This is a genomic window from Vannielia sp. SX4 (assembly GCF_052828525.1).
Map to the genome: position 1 here is coordinate 1,817,116 of NZ_CM128247.1, position 16,548 is coordinate 1,833,663.

At 64.4% G+C, this 16,548-nt stretch carries 12 protein-coding genes and 1 tRNA gene; 7 read left to right on the forward strand and 6 right to left on the reverse strand.

The annotated features are described in order from the left end of the window. Entirely contained in the window at positions 1–981 is a 981-nt protein-coding gene (locus ACUXVX_RS09100; RefSeq protein ID WP_446311276.1) for an MBL fold metallo-hydrolase, read from the forward strand. A 48-nt stretch (positions 982–1,029) separates the two neighbouring features. Here the strand turns inward: ACUXVX_RS09100 and ACUXVX_RS09105 are convergent. From ACUXVX_RS09105 to ACUXVX_RS09120, 4 genes are all read right to left on the reverse strand, one after another. Continuing rightward, positions 1,030–1,104, reverse strand: a tRNA-Gly gene (locus ACUXVX_RS09105). A gap of 83 nt (positions 1,105–1,187) precedes the next feature. After that, a complete protein-coding gene (locus ACUXVX_RS09110; protein ID WP_446311277.1) occupies positions 1,188–1,574 on the reverse strand; it encodes an MAPEG family protein in 387 nt (128 codons plus the stop codon). 73 nt (positions 1,575–1,647) lie between these two features. After that, the gene (locus tag ACUXVX_RS09115; RefSeq protein WP_446311278.1) at positions 1,648–2,235 is read right to left on the reverse strand and encodes a hypothetical protein; all 588 of its coding nucleotides are present in this window, start codon (positions 2,233–2,235) and stop codon (positions 1,648–1,650) included. Positions 2,236–2,338: 103 nt separating this feature from the next. Further along, positions 2,339–5,776: a pyruvate carboxylase gene (locus ACUXVX_RS09120; RefSeq protein ID WP_446311279.1), complete on the reverse strand. Its 3,438-nt coding sequence runs from the start codon at positions 5,774–5,776 to the stop codon at positions 2,339–2,341. Positions 5,777–5,950: 174 nt separating this feature from the next. On the opposite strand from ACUXVX_RS09120, the gene ACUXVX_RS09125 reads away from it, so the two are divergent. Further along, on the forward strand, positions 5,951–8,530 hold the full coding sequence (locus ACUXVX_RS09125; protein ID WP_446311280.1) for an ATP-dependent helicase: 2,580 nt from the start codon (positions 5,951–5,953) through the stop codon (positions 8,528–8,530). A 184-nt stretch (positions 8,531–8,714) separates the two neighbouring features. On the opposite strand, the gene ACUXVX_RS09130 is transcribed toward ACUXVX_RS09125, so the two are convergent. Then, positions 8,715–9,599 (reverse strand): NAD-dependent epimerase/dehydratase family protein, encoded by an 885-nt coding sequence (locus tag ACUXVX_RS09130; protein WP_446311281.1) that lies wholly within the window; start codon positions 9,597–9,599, stop codon positions 8,715–8,717. A gap of 940 nt (positions 9,600–10,539) precedes the next feature. Continuing rightward, on the reverse strand, positions 10,540–10,755 hold the full coding sequence (locus tag ACUXVX_RS09135; protein ID WP_222469877.1) for a DUF1127 domain-containing protein: 216 nt from the start codon (positions 10,753–10,755) through the stop codon (positions 10,540–10,542). Between the two features lie 236 nt (positions 10,756–10,991). Here ACUXVX_RS09135 and ACUXVX_RS09140 point away from each other — a divergent pair, with 236 nt between their 5' ends. From ACUXVX_RS09140 to ACUXVX_RS09160, 5 genes are all read left to right on the forward strand, one after another. Next, positions 10,992–12,095 (forward strand): Mrp/NBP35 family ATP-binding protein, encoded by a 1,104-nt coding sequence (locus tag ACUXVX_RS09140; protein WP_446311282.1) that lies wholly within the window; start codon positions 10,992–10,994, stop codon positions 12,093–12,095. Between the two features lie 779 nt (positions 12,096–12,874). Beyond that, positions 12,875–13,381 carry a division/cell wall cluster transcriptional repressor MraZ gene (gene mraZ / locus ACUXVX_RS09145; protein WP_446311283.1) on the forward strand — a complete coding sequence of 169 codons (507 nt, stop codon included), beginning with the start codon at positions 12,875–12,877 and terminating at the stop codon, positions 13,379–13,381. Between the two features lie 3 nt (positions 13,382–13,384). Beyond that, positions 13,385–14,389, forward strand: a complete 1,005-nt coding sequence (gene rsmH, locus ACUXVX_RS09150; protein ID WP_446311284.1) for a 16S rRNA (cytosine(1402)-N(4))-methyltransferase RsmH — start codon at positions 13,385–13,387, stop codon at positions 14,387–14,389. Between the two features lie 6 nt (positions 14,390–14,395). Beyond that, positions 14,396–14,761: a cell division protein FtsL gene (ftsL, locus tag ACUXVX_RS09155; RefSeq protein WP_222469873.1), complete on the forward strand. Its 366-nt coding sequence runs from the start codon at positions 14,396–14,398 to the stop codon at positions 14,759–14,761. Next, complete coding sequence (locus ACUXVX_RS09160) at positions 14,758–16,539, forward strand: peptidoglycan D,D-transpeptidase FtsI family protein (RefSeq protein WP_446311285.1); 1,782 nt, start codon at positions 14,758–14,760, stop codon at positions 16,537–16,539. Before ftsL ends, ACUXVX_RS09160 begins: the two co-directional genes overlap by 4 nt. Positions 16,540–16,548: the final 9 nt, after the last annotated feature.

Here is a 16,548-nt window from a genome sequence, read left to right on the forward strand (position 1 = left end):
ATGCCCAGAAATCGCTACTACACAGGCCCGGCCCGCAGCAACTTTGACGGGCTGCGGTTTTTCTCGCCCGGCCAGCCCTTGCCGGATCGTGGCTTTGGCGACCTGTGGAAGTGGCATCGCAGTGGCGAGCGGGCAAAGTGGCCACGGCATGTGGATGTGACCCCTGCTATACCGCCTGAACGAACTGACGCGCCCCGGCTCACGATGGTGGGCCACGCGAGCGTGCTCATTCAGGTGGCAGGGCTGAATATTCTGACAGATCCGGTCTGGTCAGACCGTGCAAGCCCGGTGCGCTTTGCCGGGCCGAAGCGGGTCACCGCGCCGGGGGTGAGGTTTGACGACCTGCCTAAGATCGACGCGGTGCTGCTCAGTCACAACCATTATGACCACCTCGATCTGGCCACGCTCCGCCGCCTTCACGCGGCCCACGCCCCGCTGATGATCATGCCGCTGGGCACCGATGCGACGGTGCGGCGGGCGGTGCGCGGGGCGCGGGTGGCGGTGGCGGATTGGCGCGAGGCCATTGCTCTGGGCGAGGGGGCGCAGGTGACGCTGACACCGGCCAACCACTGGTCTTCCCGCGGGTTGCGCGACAGGCGGATGGCGCTTTGGTCGGGCCATTGGATCGACACACCGAAGGGTTCGATCTGGTTTGCCGGGGATACCGGATACGGCGACGGCGCGATCTTTCATGATATCCGCGCCCGCCACGGCGCGCCCGATGTTGCGCTCATCCCGATCGGGGCCTACGCGCCGACCTGGTTCATGGCCAACCAGCATGTCGGGCCAGAAGAAGCGGTGCAGATTTTCAAGGATGTTGGCACGCGGCAGGCGCTGGGGATTCACTGGGGCACCTTCCAGCTAACCGATGAGCCGCGCGAAGAACCGGTGGAACTGCTCGACCGCGCGCTCGCGGCAGAGGGGATCGATCCCGATCGCTTTCGTGCCTTCGCGCCGGGTGACGTGCACGCAAGCGCCTAGGACGCAATCGGCGCCAGTCTCACGATCTTAACTGTGAAGGAAACTCTCTGGAGCGGGCGATGAGATTCGAACTCACGACCCTAACCTTGGCAAGGTTATGCTCTACCCCTGAGCTACGCCCGCGTCCGTTGAGTAGCGGTGAAATAACGGCGGGGCCGGGCGGGTTCAAGGGAAAAATTCGCCCCTTCGGCAAAATTTTTCCGGCCTCAGAAAAGCGCGTGAAACAGAAGGCCGAGACCCATGAGCAGAAGGGCCGAGAAGGTCAGCACCATGCCGGACACACGCAGGGGCACGCTCATCCGCGGGCCGAGGAGGGCGCGGGCATGAAGGATGCGGCCTGCCACAAGGGCGATGCCAAGGAGATGCAGGGCCAGAGCCGGCGCGCCTTGCCCCTCCGAGAGCGCGAGCAGCAGGATGCCCATTGGCGCATATTCGGCGCAGTTGCCCTGAGCGCGGGTCAAAGCACGCATCCGTTTATCGTCGCCATCGCCGAGCGAGATGCCCTTGCTGCGGCGGCGCACGGTGACGGCATAGCTCAGGCCGACGAAAAACAGGGCGAGCAGCCCGGCGTAGATAGATGTGACGGCGAACATGGCCCCTCCGCTTGCAATGGCCGCATCTGACATCAGAGCGGGGCGGGCTTCAACGCCGTTTCTAAGGGCGGCCTCAGGCGTGGTTCAGAGCGGCGTCATGGGCAAAGAGGATGTCGTAGCTGGATTGGCGCCACCCGGGCACCGGGCCGAGATTGAACAGGAAGTCGCCATCTGTGCGCTGGTCTCTGCTGTCGGTGACCATCGGCCCGTTTCCGTTGAGCCGCTCGCTGCTTTCGAAGGTCATGCCATCGATCACCAGCCAGACATGGCCGACCTCTTCGACCACTAGCCTGTCGCCGTCTCGCGCGTAGCTGCCATCGGCGTTGCGGGCATACTCGGTGCCGCGAAAGCCGATGCGCAGGTGTTGGTCCTCGCGTAACTGCCGCGTGGCGATTTCCTCAGTCGGAACAGGTTCGTAGCCAAGTGCCTCGAGTTGGGCGCGCTGGCTTATGGTGCCGCCACTCAGGGAGAGATGGCCGTTGCTGGCGTGGTGGAGCACCCAGCGGGTGAAGCCCGAGCAATCGATCGCGCCAGCACTCTCGCGGGCGCGGGCAGGGGTGATACCAAGGCCGAGTTTTGCGCCGAGCCGGTAGGTTCGACCGGACCAGAGCAGGGCAGAGAGCGCCTCGGCGAGCCGGTGAGCCTCGAACTGGATCTGCATGGTGCCTTCTCCCCGGTGCTACTGAACGGGAAAACATAGCATAACTTGCGGCAAAACGCACCGCCGGGGGCTTTGGCCCGGCGGTGGCGACGGTGCCGCGCGTTTACTCCAGCTCGACCAGCAGATCCTTGGCGTCGATCTGGTCGCCGGGGGCGATGTGGATGGCCTTGACCGTCGCGTCGCGCTCAGCGTGGAGGCCGGTTTCCATTTTCATCGCCTCGATGGTGAGCAGCAGATCGCCCGCACTTACCTTCTGGCCTGCGGTCACGCCAACGGAGGCCACGGAGCCGGGCATAGGCGCGCCGATGTGGTTTTCGTTACCGAGTTCCGCCTTGGGGCGGGCCTGCACCGCCGCCGTCACCCGGCGGTCGGGAATACGCACCGTGCGGGGCTGGCCGTTGAGTTCGAAGAACACGCGGGCGATGCCCTCTTCGTTGGTCTCGCCCTGGGCCGACATGCGGATTTCCAGCGTTTTGCCCGGGTCGATCTCGACGCTGATCTCGTCTCCCGGCTCCATGCCATAGAAGAACGTATCGGTCGGCAGGGTGCGGACGGGGCCATATTCCTCGTGCCGGGCGGCATAATCGGAGAAGACCTTGGGATACATCAGGTAGCCGTTGAGATCCTCGTCATCCAGTTCGAAGCCCAGCTTTTCGGAGGCCTCCTTGCGGGTGGCTTCCAGATCGATCGGCTTCATCGATTTGCCAGCCCGCTCGGTGAGGGGCTTCTCGCCTTTCAGCACCTTCTTCTGAATGGCCTCGGGCCAGCCGCCGGGGGGCAGGCCGAGGTTGCCTTTCATCATGTCGATCACCGAGTCGGGGAAGGCGACCTCACGCTTGGGGTCTTCCACATCGGCGCGGGTAAGCCCTTGGGAAACCATCATAAGCGCCATGTCACCCACGACCTTGGAAGAGGGGGTGACCTTCACGATATCTCCGAACATCTGGTTCACGTCGGCATACATCTGGGCGACCTCGTGCCAGCGCTCCTCCAGCCCCATCGAGCGGGCCTGCGCCTTGAGGTTGGTGAACTGGCCGCCGGGCATCTCGTGCAGGTAAACCTCGGAGGCGGGCGCCTGAAGGCCGCTCTCAAAGGCGGCGTAATGCGCACGCACGCTCTCCCAGTAATCGGAGATCTCGCGGATCGCGCCGATGTCGAGCCCGGTGTCACGGTCGGTGTATTGCAGGGCCTCGACTACGGTGCCGAGGGTGGCCTGAGAGGTGTTGCCAGAGAGCGCGTCCATCGCGCAATCCACCGCGTCCACGCCCGCCTCGGCGGCGGCGAGGATGGTGCCGCAGGCGATGCCGGCGGTGTCGTGGGTGTGGAAGTGGATCGGGATGTCGACCGCATCCTTCAGCGCCGGGATCAGCACCTTGGCGGCGGCGGGTTTGAGCAGGCCGGCCATGTCCTTGAGGCCCAGCACGTGAGCGCCGGCCTTTTCCAATTCTTTCGCCATATCAACGTAGTACTTCACGTCATACTTGGCGCGCTCCGGGTCCAGCACGTTGCCGGTGTAGCAGACGGTGCCCTCGATGATCTTGCCGCTCTCGCCAACGGCATCCATCGCGACGCGCATGTTTTCGACCCAGTTGAGCGAGTCGAACACGCGGAACACGTCGACGCCCGACTCAGCGGCCTGCTTCACGAAGCTCACCACCACGTTGTCGGGGTAGTTGGTGTAACCCACGCCGTTGGAGGCGCGCAGGAGCATCTGGGTCATGATGTTGGGCATGGCGGCGCGAATGTCGCGCAGGCGCTGCCAGGGGCATTCCTGCAGGAAGCGGTAGGCCACGTCGAAGGTCGCGCCGCCCCAGCATTCCACGGAGAAGAGTTGCGGCAGGTTGGCGGCATAGGCAGGGGCGGCGCGGATCATGTCGATCGAGCGCATGCGGGTGGCGAGCAGCGACTGGTGGCCATCGCGCATGGTGGTGTCGGTGATGAGGAGCTGTTTCTGCTCTTTCATCCAATCGGCCACCGCCTTGGGACCTTTCTCCTGCAGGATGTTCAGCGTACCCGCCGCGGGAGCCTTTACCCGGCTGGCAGGGGCCTTGGGCGGCTTGGCCTCGGCGGGCCTCGGGCGGCCTGCCGTCTCCGGGTGGCCGTTCACAGTGATGTCGGCGATGTAGCGCAGGATCTTGGTGGCGCGGTCACGGCGGCGTTTGAAATCAAAGAGTTCCGGCGTCTCGTCGATGAACTTGGTGGTATAGGTATTGCCGGTGAAGGTGGGGTGCTTCAGCAGGTTCTCGACGAAGGCGATGTTGGTGGAGACGCCGCGGATGCGGAACTCGCGCAGGGCACGGTCCATCCGGGCGATGGCGGCCTCGGGGGTGGGTGCCCAAGCGGTGACCTTCGTGAGCAGCGAGTCGTAGTAGCGGGTGATGACCCCGCCCGCGTAGGCGGTGCCTCCGTCGAGCCGGATGCCCATGCCGGTGGCCGAGCGGTAGGCGGTGAGGCGGCCATAGTCGGGGATGAAGTTGTTCAGCGGATCTTCGGTGGTCACGCGGCACTGCAGCGCGTGGCCGTTGAGCCGCACGTCATACTGCGATGCCGTGCCGGTGGCCTCGATCAGTGACTTGCCCTCGGCGATCTTGATCTGGGCCTGCACGATGTCGATGCCGGTCACTTCTTCGGTGACCGTATGTTCGACCTGCACGCGGGGGTTCACCTCGATGAAATAGAACTTGCCGGTCTCCATATCCATCAGGAACTCGACGGTGCCCGCGCACTCGTAATTCACGTGCTCGCAGATCTTCTTGCCGAGATTGCAGAGATCTTCGCGCTGGGCTTCGGAGAGGTAGGGGGCGGGGGCCCGCTCGACCACTTTCTGGTTGCGGCGCTGCACCGAGCAGTCGCGCTCCCAGAGGTGGTAGATGTTGCCCATGCTGTCGCCGAGAATCTGCACCTCGACGTGGCGGGCGCGGGTGATCATCTTTTCCAGATAGCCTTCGCCGTTGCCGAAGGCGGCCTCGGCCTCGCGGCGGCCTTCGAGGATTTTTTCCTTCAGTTCCGAAGGTTTGTTGATCGGGCGCATCCCTCGCCCGCCGCCGCCCCAGCTGGCTTTGAGCATGAGCGGATAGCCGATTTCCTCGGCCTCCTTGGCGATGGCGTCCATGTCGTCGCCCAGCACCTCGGTCGCCGGGATCACCGGGACACCGGCCTCGATGGCGACCTTGCGGGCGCTGGCCTTGTCGCCCAGCTTGCGCATGGTTTCGGCCTTGGGGCCGATGAACTTGATGCCATTCTCCTCGCAGGCATCGACGAATTGGGGGTTCTCGGAGAGCAACCCGTAGCCGGGGTGGATCGCGTCGGCGCCGCTCATCTTGGCGACGCGGATCATCTCTTCGATGGAGAGATAAGCGGCCACGGGACCGAGGCCTTCGCCGATGCGATAGGCCTCATCGGCCTTGAAACGATGGAGGCCCAGCTTGTCTTCTTCGGCGTAGACGGCGACCGTCTTTTTGCCCAGCTCGTTGGCCGCCCGCATGATCCGGATGGCGATTTCGCCCCGGTTCGCGATCAGGATCTTGTTGAATTCGGCCATGGTTCTCCCCGTTCTTCTGCATTGCAGCAGGGATGATTGTTACGGAGATTTCACAGAAGTGAAAGGGGGGATGCTGCAATGCAGAAGCTGCAGATTTGCCAGAGCGGGTTTGCGGCGGAACGCAAGGTGAACACGCTCTTTCCCTCAGAGGCGCAACGCGATATGGTTTTGCGCATGAGCAGTATCGAGCCAGATCGGCCCCTGAGCCTGTCACAGCAGGCAGTGGCCGCCCGACCCGCGCCCTATCTTGACGGGCTGAACCCGGCGCAACGCGAGGCCGTCGAGCAGCTCGACGGGCCGGTGCTGATGCTCGCCGGGGCCGGCACGGGCAAGACCAAGGCGCTGACCACGCGGATCGCGCATCTGCTGCTGACGCAGCGGGCGCGGCCAAACGAAATTCTAGCGGTGACCTTCACCAACAAGGCCGCCCGCGAAATGAAGGACCGCGTGGCGGGCCTGATGGGGCAGGCGGTGGAAGGAATGCCGTGGCTTGGTACCTTTCACGCGATCTGCGTGAAGCTGTTGCGCCGCCATGCCGAACTGGTGGGGCTCAAGAGCAACTTCACCATCCTTGATACCGATGATCAGTTAAGGCTTCTTAAACAGCTCGTCGCGGCGGCCAATATCGACGACAAGCGCTGGCCCGCGCGGATGCTCGCCGGGATCATCGACCAGTGGAAGAACAAGGCGCTGACGCCCGACAAGGTGCCGACCTCGGAAGCCGGGGCCTATGACCACAAGGGCGTGGCGATTTACCGGGAGTATCAGGCGAGGCTGAAGACGCTGAACGCCGTGGATTTCGGCGACCTGCTGCTGCACATGGTCACGATTTTCCAGACCCACGAGGACGTGCTGGCGCAGTATCAGCGCTGGTTCAAATACATCCTCGTGGACGAGTACCAGGATACCAACGTGGCGCAGTACCTGTGGCTGCGGCTGCTGGCGCAGGGGCACAAAAACATCTGCTGCGTGGGCGATGACGACCAGTCGATCTATGGCTGGCGGGGCGCCGAGGTGGGCAATATCCTGCGTTTTGAAAAGGATTTTCCCGGCGCGCATGTGGTGCGGCTGGAGCAGAACTACCGCTCGACGCCGCATATTCTGGGCGCGGCTGCCGGGGTGATCGCCGCCAACAAGGGACGGCTCGGCAAGGAGCTTTGGACCGAGGCCGAGGAGGGCGAGAAGGTGCGCCTCATCGGCCATTGGGACGGCGAGGAAGAGGCCCGCTGGATTGGCGATGAGATTGAAGCTCTAAACAGCGGCTCTTCAGCAATCGCGAAGCGCAGAGAAAACTCTCGAACTGAACAACTCCGGCGCGTGGTTCGCGAGTATGACAGCAGTGGCAGGCTGGCGAGCCTCAATAGCGTGGAATCTTTGGTCGAGCGCTTAAAAATCGATCTCGCGTTTCTTGCAGATGAGAGCAATCGAGCGCTCCTTTGGGAAGTCGCAACTCGCCAATTTGAAGGCCTTTCAATAGAACCCGCGCTCCAGAAATTTCAGCTCGACGAAATGGCCATCCTCGTCCGCGCCTCGCACCAGATGCGGGCGTTTGAAGACCGTTTCCTGACCATCGGCTTGCCCTACAAGGTGATCGGCGGGCCAAGGTTTTATGAGCGGATGGAGATCCGCGATGCGATGGCTTACTTCCGCGTCGCCGTCAGCCCGGACGACGACTTGGCGTTTGAACGCATCGTCAACGTGCCCAAGCGGGGGTTGGGCGAGAAGGCGATTCAGAAGATGCAGCGGGCGGCGCGGGCGAACGGGGTTTCGCTGTTCGAGGGCGCGCGGATTCTGGTGGCATCGGGCGAGCTGACGGGCAAAGCCAAGGGGCAGCTCGGGGCGCTTCTGGAGGGCTTTGGGCGGTGGCATGGCGGGGCGCTGGATGACGGCGATCACATCGAGCTGGCCGAGCAAATTTTGGAGGAATCCGGCTACACCGACATGTGGCAGAACGACAAGACGCCCGAGGCGCCGGGGCGGCTGGAGAACCTGAAGGAGCTGGTGAAGGCGCTGGAATCCTTTGAGAATTTGCAGGGCTTTCTGGAGCACGTCGCGCTCATTATGGACAATGAGAGCGAGGAGGACGGGCCGAAGGTTTCTATCATGACGCTGCATGCGGCGAAGGGCTTGGAGTTTCCGGCCGTGTTCCTTCCGGGCTGGGAGGACGGGCTGTTTCCGAGCCAGCGGAGCATGGATGAAAGCGGGGTGAAGGGGCTCGAGGAGGAGCGGCGGCTGGCATATGTGGGGATCACCCGGGCCGAGGAGCTTTGCACGATTTCCTTTGCCGGAAACCGGCGGATCTATGGCCAGTGGCAGAGCGCCTTGCCGAGCCGGTTTATCGACGAATTGCCGGGCGAGCATGTGGAGGTTCTGACGCCTCCGGGGCTCTACGGCGGGGGCTATGGCGCGGCGGCCGGGGCCGGGATGGGCGGAGGCGAAATTCGCTCGACATTACATGAGGATGCGGCCCGCGCGGATGGCTACAACTCGCCCGGCTGGAAGCGCTTGCAGGCGCGGGCGCAGGTGCGGGGGGTGAGCCAGCCGAAGGAGAGCCGGAACATGGTGATCGACGCCGAGGCGGTCTCGTCGCACTCGGTTGGCGAGCGGGTGTTCCACCAGAAATTCGGCTACGGCGCGATCACCGGGATCGAGGGCGACAAGCTTGAAATCGCTTTTGAAAAAGCCGGTTTGAAGAAGGTCGTGGCCAAGTTCGTGGTGCCGGCTGCGAGCGCGGCGGATGACATCCCGTTCTGACCGTTCGGTGGGGTTACGAAGGGTCGTTAACTCTGCGCCGGAGCCGATGCACAAGTGATGCACAACCGATGCACATTCCATGCATACGCACGTATGGGCGGGGCGGCGTTAACTAATGCAGCGTACGGTGGCCGGTCGGGTGCCAGTGTGCCTTGAGCGGAGGTGAGTCGGGACGAGTCCCGACCTACAGTTCGTCGCGCCAGTCGTGCTTGGGGGAGAAACCGACCAGCCGTTTGGCCTTTTCGTTTGTGTAGAAGGTCTCGTGCGCGCCCATCTCGCGTTTCTGCTCGACGCCTTGGTAGAAGCGGTCGATCAGCTCCTGCGTGGGGGCGGACACGGAGTGGGTGTCATTCGCGACGTTGAAAACCTCGTAGCCGAGGCCGTCGGTCTTCAGGCAGCAGTCGACCATGTGGCCGAGATCGCGAGCGTCGATATAGGCGAAGATGTTGCGGCGGCGCTTTTCGGGGGCGTCGATGAAGCCGGGGAACATCGTGGCGTATTCATGCGGCTCGATCACGTTGTTGATGCGCAGGCCGTAGATATCGGCCCCGGAGCGGCGCTGGAAGCTGCGGGCGGTGGCCTCGTTCACGACCTTTGACATGGCGTAGCTGTCTTCGGGCTCCGTGGGGTGGGCCTCGTCGACCGGGATATACTCGGGCTTGCGCTCGCCATCGGCAAAGCAGACGCCATAGGTGGTTTCGGAACTGGCGAAGATCACCTTGCGGACCCCGGCTTTGAGCGCGGCGTCGATGACGTTGTAGGTGCCCAGCGTGTTGACGCGGAAGCACTCGGCATCGCCGGTGACCATGATCCGGGGGACGGCGGCGAAATGCACAACGGCATCGAAGGACGGCACGCCGCTGCCGGGCTCCAGCTCATCAAAATCGGCATAGGCCTGCATCGCATCGTGTATGGCACCGAGATCGGTGAGGTCGGCGATGCGGTTGAAGACGCCCTCCACGTCAGACGGGGTTTGATCGACGTTCAGAACCCGGTGGCCTTGCTCAATAAGGTAGCGGGTGGCGTGACGGCCGGCCTTGCCGGAGCCGCCGGTGAAGAGAATGCGCATGGGGGCCTCCTTGGTTGAGGCGACCATGTAGGGCGGAGGCGAAAATGAAAAGCGGCGATGCTCGGGAGGAGGTGAGCATCGCCGCCGATATCAGATCGCCCAGGAAGGAGGACGGGCGCCTGAATTCTGGTTCCCGACCCGAAGGAAGGGTGGGGCGGCTGCCTCGGGAGGAGGTGAGGCGCCGCCCCTATGCTTCCGGCTGCCCAGGGAGGAGGACGGGCGGGCCGAAACCGAATTGGGTGGCGACACGCCCGGGAGGAGGTGGGCTGCCGCCGGATCCCGGAGGCCCAGGGAGGAGGAGAGGGCGCTCCGAAACCGAACTTGGGTGGCGGCGACCTCGGGAGGAGGTGAGGTCGCCGCCAATCTCGGGTGGCCCAGGGAGGAGGACGGGCCGTCCGAAACCGTATTGGGTGGCGACATACCCGGGAGGAGGTGGGCTGCCGCCGGATCCCGAGGGCCCAGGGAGGAGGAGAGGGCGCCCCGAAACCGTATTGGGTGGTGATGAACCCGGGAGGAGGTGGGCCATCACCGGATCTCGAAGGCCCAGGGAGGAGGAGAGGGCGCTCCGAAACCGAAACTGGGGCGGTGACCTCGGGAGGAGGTGAGATCACCGCCGATCTCGGGCGCCCAGGGAGGAGGTCGGGCGGACCGAAACCGAATTGGGTGCGGCCTGCCCGGGAGGAGGTGGGCTGCCGCTGGTCTCACGGCCCAGGGAGGAGGAGAGGGCTCGGAGACCGAAACTTTGGGTGGCGGCGATGCTCGGGAGGAGGTGAGCATCGCCGCCTTGTCACAGAACGCCCAGGGAGGAGGACGGACGTTCTGATCTCTATATCTCGCTCCGGTTAACCGGAGGTTTGCGGCGGCGACACCGGGAGGAGGGTGGTGTCGCCGCCAGAACGGAAAGCCCAGGGAGGAGGAGAGGGCTCTCCGCTATCTTGGGTCAGGCGCCGTAGGCGGCCTGGTAGGCAACCGACCGGAGGTTGGAGGGCGCGATGCCGAGGTCGGCGAGATCGCGGCTGGTCAGGGCCTGAAGTTCACGGAGCGTCTGACGGTAGACGCGGCGCTTGGCAGCGGCCTCGCGACGGGCTTCGATGAAAGCCTCGATGCGGCCAAGGATACCGGTGTGCGCAGTGTTATGAGCGGTTGCGTAAGCCATGGTGGCTGGTCCTTAAGTAGTCGTACCTGTGAGCGGGCTCGTTCTGTGCCCTGTTGCTTGAGACCAAATTAGGGTTTTGCTGCACCTGCGAAAAGGGCTTTTGCTGCAACGCGGCTATGCACGGAGTGAATAGGTGAATTTGGTGGAGTTTCAGTGCGTTAAGGCTAAATTTTGGGCGGTAAAGAAAATGACGCGGCGTCACTTTACGGGTCGCCGGAAAATGTGAAAGGGGCGAGATGCCTGTAGAAAAAGGCGAAATCCAAACCGCTTTGACAAAGGTGGGACTTGCGGACGGCGGTGATCTTGTATCTCGCGATATGATTCGCGCGTTGCAGATTGGCGACAGTGGCGAGGTGAAGTTCGTCATCGAAGCGCCGGATGCAGCCGCAGCATCGCGGATGGAGCCGATTCTCGAGGCTGCAAAAGCGGCGGTTCTGGCGGTGGAGGGAGTCACCTCTGTTTCAGCCCTGCTTACGGCGCATAGCAACGCGCCTTCGACCCCGCGGCAGGCGCCTGCGCCGGGCGGTCAGCAGCCGCCGAGCCTGAAGGTGGGGCGCCATCCCACGCCGCAGGCTGGCCCTCAGGCGGTGCCGGGTGTGAAGCGGATCATCGCGGTGGGCTCGGGCAAGGGCGGCGTGGGCAAGAGCACGGTGTCGGCCAACCTCGCCGTGGCGCTGGCCCGGCAGGGCCGGAAAGTGGGCCTGCTGGATGCCGATATATATGGCCCCTCCCAGCCCCGGATGATGGGCAATGCCAAGCGGCCGGCCAGCCCGGACGGCGAGAAGATCCTGCCGCTGACGGCGCATGGGGTTACCTTCATGTCGATCGGGTTGATGCTGGAGGAGGGTCAGGCGGTGATCTGGCGCGGGCCGATGTTGATGGGCGCGCTCCAGCAGATGATGACCCAGGTGGAATGGGGCGAGTTGGATGTGCTGATCGTCGATCTGCCGCCGGGCACGGGGGACGTGCAGCTCACGCTCTGCCAGCGCTACCCGATCACCGGGGCCGTGGTAGTGAGCACGCCGCAGGATGTGGCGCTGATCGATGCGCGCAAGGCGATCGACATGTTCGGCAAGTTGAAGACCCCGGTGCTCGGGCTGATAGAGAACATGACTACTTATATATGTCCGAATTGCGGGCATGAGGCGCATCTGTTCGGCCACGGCGGCGTGGCGGCGGAGGCCAAAAACCTTGGTGTGCCGCTGCTGGCGCAACTGCCGCTGGAGCTGGAGACCCGGCTGGGCGGCGACAGCGGTGTACCCGTGGCCGCAGGCGAGGGTGCTGCGGCCGAGGCCTATGCGGCGCTGGCGCGGGGCCTGGTGGAAGGTGGCATGGGATGAGCGCCTGACCGGCGGTGCCTGAATGCGAGGTGAGAATTGCGGCGGGCGGCTTTTGGGCCGCCCGTTTTGTTTTGTGTGATGTTCTTTGGTCGGGCGGGTGCGTCGCGGGGCTGAAAATGGCGCGTGATGGGAAATGGCCCCACTCGTGGGACGGCATGGGACGAGGCATGGGACTTTATGGGACTGACTCGCTTTCACGCCGGAATCGCGACGAATCGCGGGGGCGTGATGGGGCGGATTCCGGGGTTTGGGGCGTGAATTGGCGGTGGTCTTGGGGGTTCTGAGGGGCTATTTGGCGCTGCGCGGGAAGTTTTTTTGGGAAATTGGGGGACTTTTCTGCACCCTCACGGAATACCAGATTTAGTGCCGATCTCCCATTTCCTCACCATAAATTCCGTGAATTGGCTGAAATTCCTGTGATCGGGTGGAGCCGGCGGGGCATTGCTGGTGCCGAATTCCGGGGTGAAGGGGTAAAGTGGTGTTGCCTCCCACGATTTCCCATGCCATACCTAATGGCAGATGAAGACGGGAACACAAAGCGACGCAAGATCGCAAACTCCCAAAGTCAGGCAGACTTCATACAGGCACCCGCTTTCATCGAACGAAGAGATCCGGCGCGCGAGCGAGCAGACATCCCCCCAGGTGGCGCGCGCAGCCGGACACCCAGAAATGGGACGAGGGCGGCGGATTGGGCACATGGCAGCAGCTCAATCCGCCGTTTTCATTTTGGGGCCGATTTTCGGGCCGACGGGCCCGCGGGACAGTGAAGGAGCGACAGCTTGGGTCGCAGGTTCAGAGGCGAGGGCCACCACAAGGTGGACACGAAGGGCAGGGTAAGCATCCCCGCCCTGTTTCGCCATGTTCTGGCCGCCGAAGACCCCGATTGCTCCGAGGGTGACAGCCCGAACCTCGTGATCGTTTACGGCGACCATCGCCAGGATCACCTCAAGTGTTACACCGTCAACGCGATCAACGACATCGACGACCGGATCGCACGGATGCCGCGCGGCACCAAGCAGCGGCGCTATCTGGAGCGGCTCTATTCGGGGATGTCGCTGCCGACGCAGGTTGACGACACCGGGCGGCTGGTGCTGCCCGCCAAACTCCGCGAGAAGATCGGGCTCGACAAGGAAGCCTTCTTCATCGCGACGGGCGACAGCTTTCAGATCTGGAAGCCAGAGACCTATGACGACGTGCATGGCGTCGATGATGAAGAGTGGCTTGACGAGATGGGCGAGGACTTCGACCCGCTGGAGCTGCTCGACAGCGTTCAGGAAGAGGGTTGAGCGATGGCGGCGGCCGAAAGCCTTTCGCCAGATCAGCCCGCCGGGCCGCCCCATGTTCCTGTTCTCATTGATCCGTTGATCGCAGGGGCCGCGCCGGTGCGTGGCCATTGGGTGGATGGCACCTTTGGCGCGGGCGGCTACACCCGGCGGCTGCTGGAGGCGGGCGCCGAGCGGGTGACGGGGATCGACCGTGACCCGAGCGCCATTGAAGGTGCTGCGCCGATGATCGCCGAGTTCGGCGGGCGGCTTGACGTGCTGCGCGGGCAGTTCTCGCAGATGGGCGAGCTGATCCAGGGGCCGGTGGAGGGCGTGGTGCTCGATCTGGGCGTCTCCTCGATGCAACTCGATCAGGCGGAGCGGGGCTTTTCCTTCATGAAGGACGGGCCGCTCGACATGCGGATGGCGAGCGAGGGGCCGAGCGCCGCCGATCTGGTGAACGAGGGCGACGAGGGCCATCTGGCCGATATCATCCATTTCTACGGCGAAGAACGGGCGGCGCGGCGGATTGCGCGGGCGATCGTGAAGGCGCGGCCGTTCACCCGGACGCTGGAGCTGGCGGAGGTGGTCTCGAATTGCCTGCCGCGCCCGAAGCCGGGGCAGGTGCATCCGGCGACGCGGACCTTTCAGGGCCTGCGTATCGCGGTGAACGACGAGTTCGGCGAGCTGATCGCGGGGCTGGAAGCGGCCGAGGGGCTGCTGGGCGAGGACGGCGTGCTAGCGGTGGTGACCTTTCATTCGCTCGAGGACCGGGTGGTGAAGCGCTACCTTGCGGCCCGCTCCGGCGCGGCCCCGCGTGGCAACCGCTATGCACCCGAGGTCGAAGCGGCGCCCGCGCCGTTTGAGCAGATCACGCGCAAGGCCGTGGGGCCGAGCGACGAGGAGGTGGCGGCCAACCCGCGCGCCCGTTCGGCCAAGCTGCGCATGGCGCGGCGCACGGCCGAGCAGGGCGGCGCGGTGGACCGGGCACAGATGGGCCTGCCGGGCCCGAAACACTGGTGGAAAGGGTAAGGGGCGATGCGAGGCTTCTTCTATGTCATCTCGGCGCTGGCGGTGATGGGGCTGGCCTTTTGGGCCTATCACGAGAACTACCAGACCCAGAAAGCCCAGAAGGATATGGCCAAGCTGCGCGGCGAGATCCGCACGCTCTATGACACCCGCGCCATGCTGCGGGCGGAGTGGGCCTATCTGAACCGGCCCGAGCGGCTGACCGAGCTGGCGGAGCTGAACTTTACCCGCCTTGGCCTGCTGCCCTTTGGTGCCGAGCAGTTCGGCCGCGTGGACCAGGTGGGCTTTCCGGCAGAGGAGCTGCCGCCGATCACCGACCCGGTGGAGATCAGCGGCACGCTTGAAGATGGTGAGAACGAGGAGCAACAGCCATGACCCGCACGCCCCTGCGCCCGCTGGCCCGTGTGATTGCCGCCCGTCAGAGCGGGCAGAACCCCGATTGTATCGAGCGCGAGAACCTGCGCCTGCGGCATGAGGCGCAGCGCGACAAGCTGCGGTTTCGCGCCGAGGGGCGGTTGTTTGTGCTGGGCGTCTGCTTCTTTTGTGCCTTCGTGGTGATCGGTGCCCGGATGGGGCACCTTGCCGCCTCTGTGCCCGCCGAGCCGACCAGCGGCGGCGTGGCCGAGCTGATCAGTGCCAGCCGGGCCGACATTGTGGACCGGCAGGGGCGGGTGCTTGCGACCAACCTCTCGACCCACAGTCTCTATGCCCAGCCGCCGCTGATGGTGGAAAAGGAGCGCGCCGCCGAGGAGCTGGCGAAGATCTTCCCCGATCTGGACGTGGAGAAGCTGAAGCGGCAGTTCACCGGCAAGCGCAAGTTTGTCTGGGTGAAAAAGAAGATCAGCCCCGAGCAGATGCAGGCGGTGCATGACATTGGCGAGCCGGGCCTGCTGTTTGGCCCGCGCGAGATGCGGCTGTATCCCAACGGCAAGCTGGCCGCGCATATCCTTGGCGGCGCGAGCTTTGGTCGCGAGGGAGTGCATAGTGCCGAGGTGGTCGGCGTGGCGGGCGTTGAAAAGCAGTTCGATGAGCTGCTGCGCGACCCGGCCCGCGCCGGCAAGCCGCTGGAGCTGACGCTCGACCTCACCGTGCAGGCGGTGACGGAAGAGGTGCTTTATGGCGGCATGAAGCTGATGAACGCCAAGGGCGCCAGCGCGGTGCTGATGGAGGCCCATAGCGGTGAGATCATCGCCATGGCGAGCCTGCCGGACTTCGACCCCAACAACCGCCCGCGCCCGCTGACCAGCGGCGACCAGAGCGACAGCCCGCTGTTTAACCGCTCGGTGCAGGGGGTTTATGAGCTGGGCTCGACCTTCAAGATCTTTGCCGCCGCGCAAGCGATGGAGCTGGGGCTGGTGAACCCGGACACGGTGATCAACACCAAGGGCCCGCTGACGTGGGGTCGCCACCGGATTCGGGATTTTCACAACTACGGCAATGAGCTGAGCGTCACCAAGATCATCGTGAAGAGCTCGAACATCGGCACCGCGCGGCTGGCGATGGACATTGGCGCCAAGCGGCAGCAGGAGTTTCTCGGCAGCCTCGGCTTTTTGGAGCCGACCCCGGTGGAGATGGTGGAGGCGCCCACAGGCAAGCCGCTGCTGCCGCCGAACTGGTCGGAGATTTCGACCATGACGATCAGCTATGGCCACGGCCTCTCGGCCAGCCCGCTGCATCTGGCGACCGGTTATGCCTCGCTGCTCAATGGCGGCACGCGGGTTTATCCGACACTGGTGAAGCAGAGCGCCCCCAAGGCCGGCCCGCGGGTGGTGAGCGAGCGCACCTCCGAGCGCAGCCGGGTGATGCTGCGCAAGGTGGTGACCGAGGGCACGGCGAGCTTTGGCGAGGTGGAGGGCTATGCGGTGGGCGGCAAGACCGGCACCGCCGACAAGCCCAAGCCGCGCGGCGGCTATTATAAAGACAAGGTGATCGCGACCTTCGCCACAGTCTTTCCGGCGCATGACCCCAAGTACGTGCTGGTCGTCAGCCTCGACGAGCCGGTGGAGCTGACCGGCCCCACGCCGCGCCGGACGGCAGGCTGGACGGCGGTGCCGGTGACGGCGGAGATGATCCGCCGCGTCGCGCCGCTTCTGGGCCTGCGCCCAAGCGTTGAACCGGGGGTCGAAGCTGCGATAGTAAGGGCCTCGAATTAAGCCAGCGAG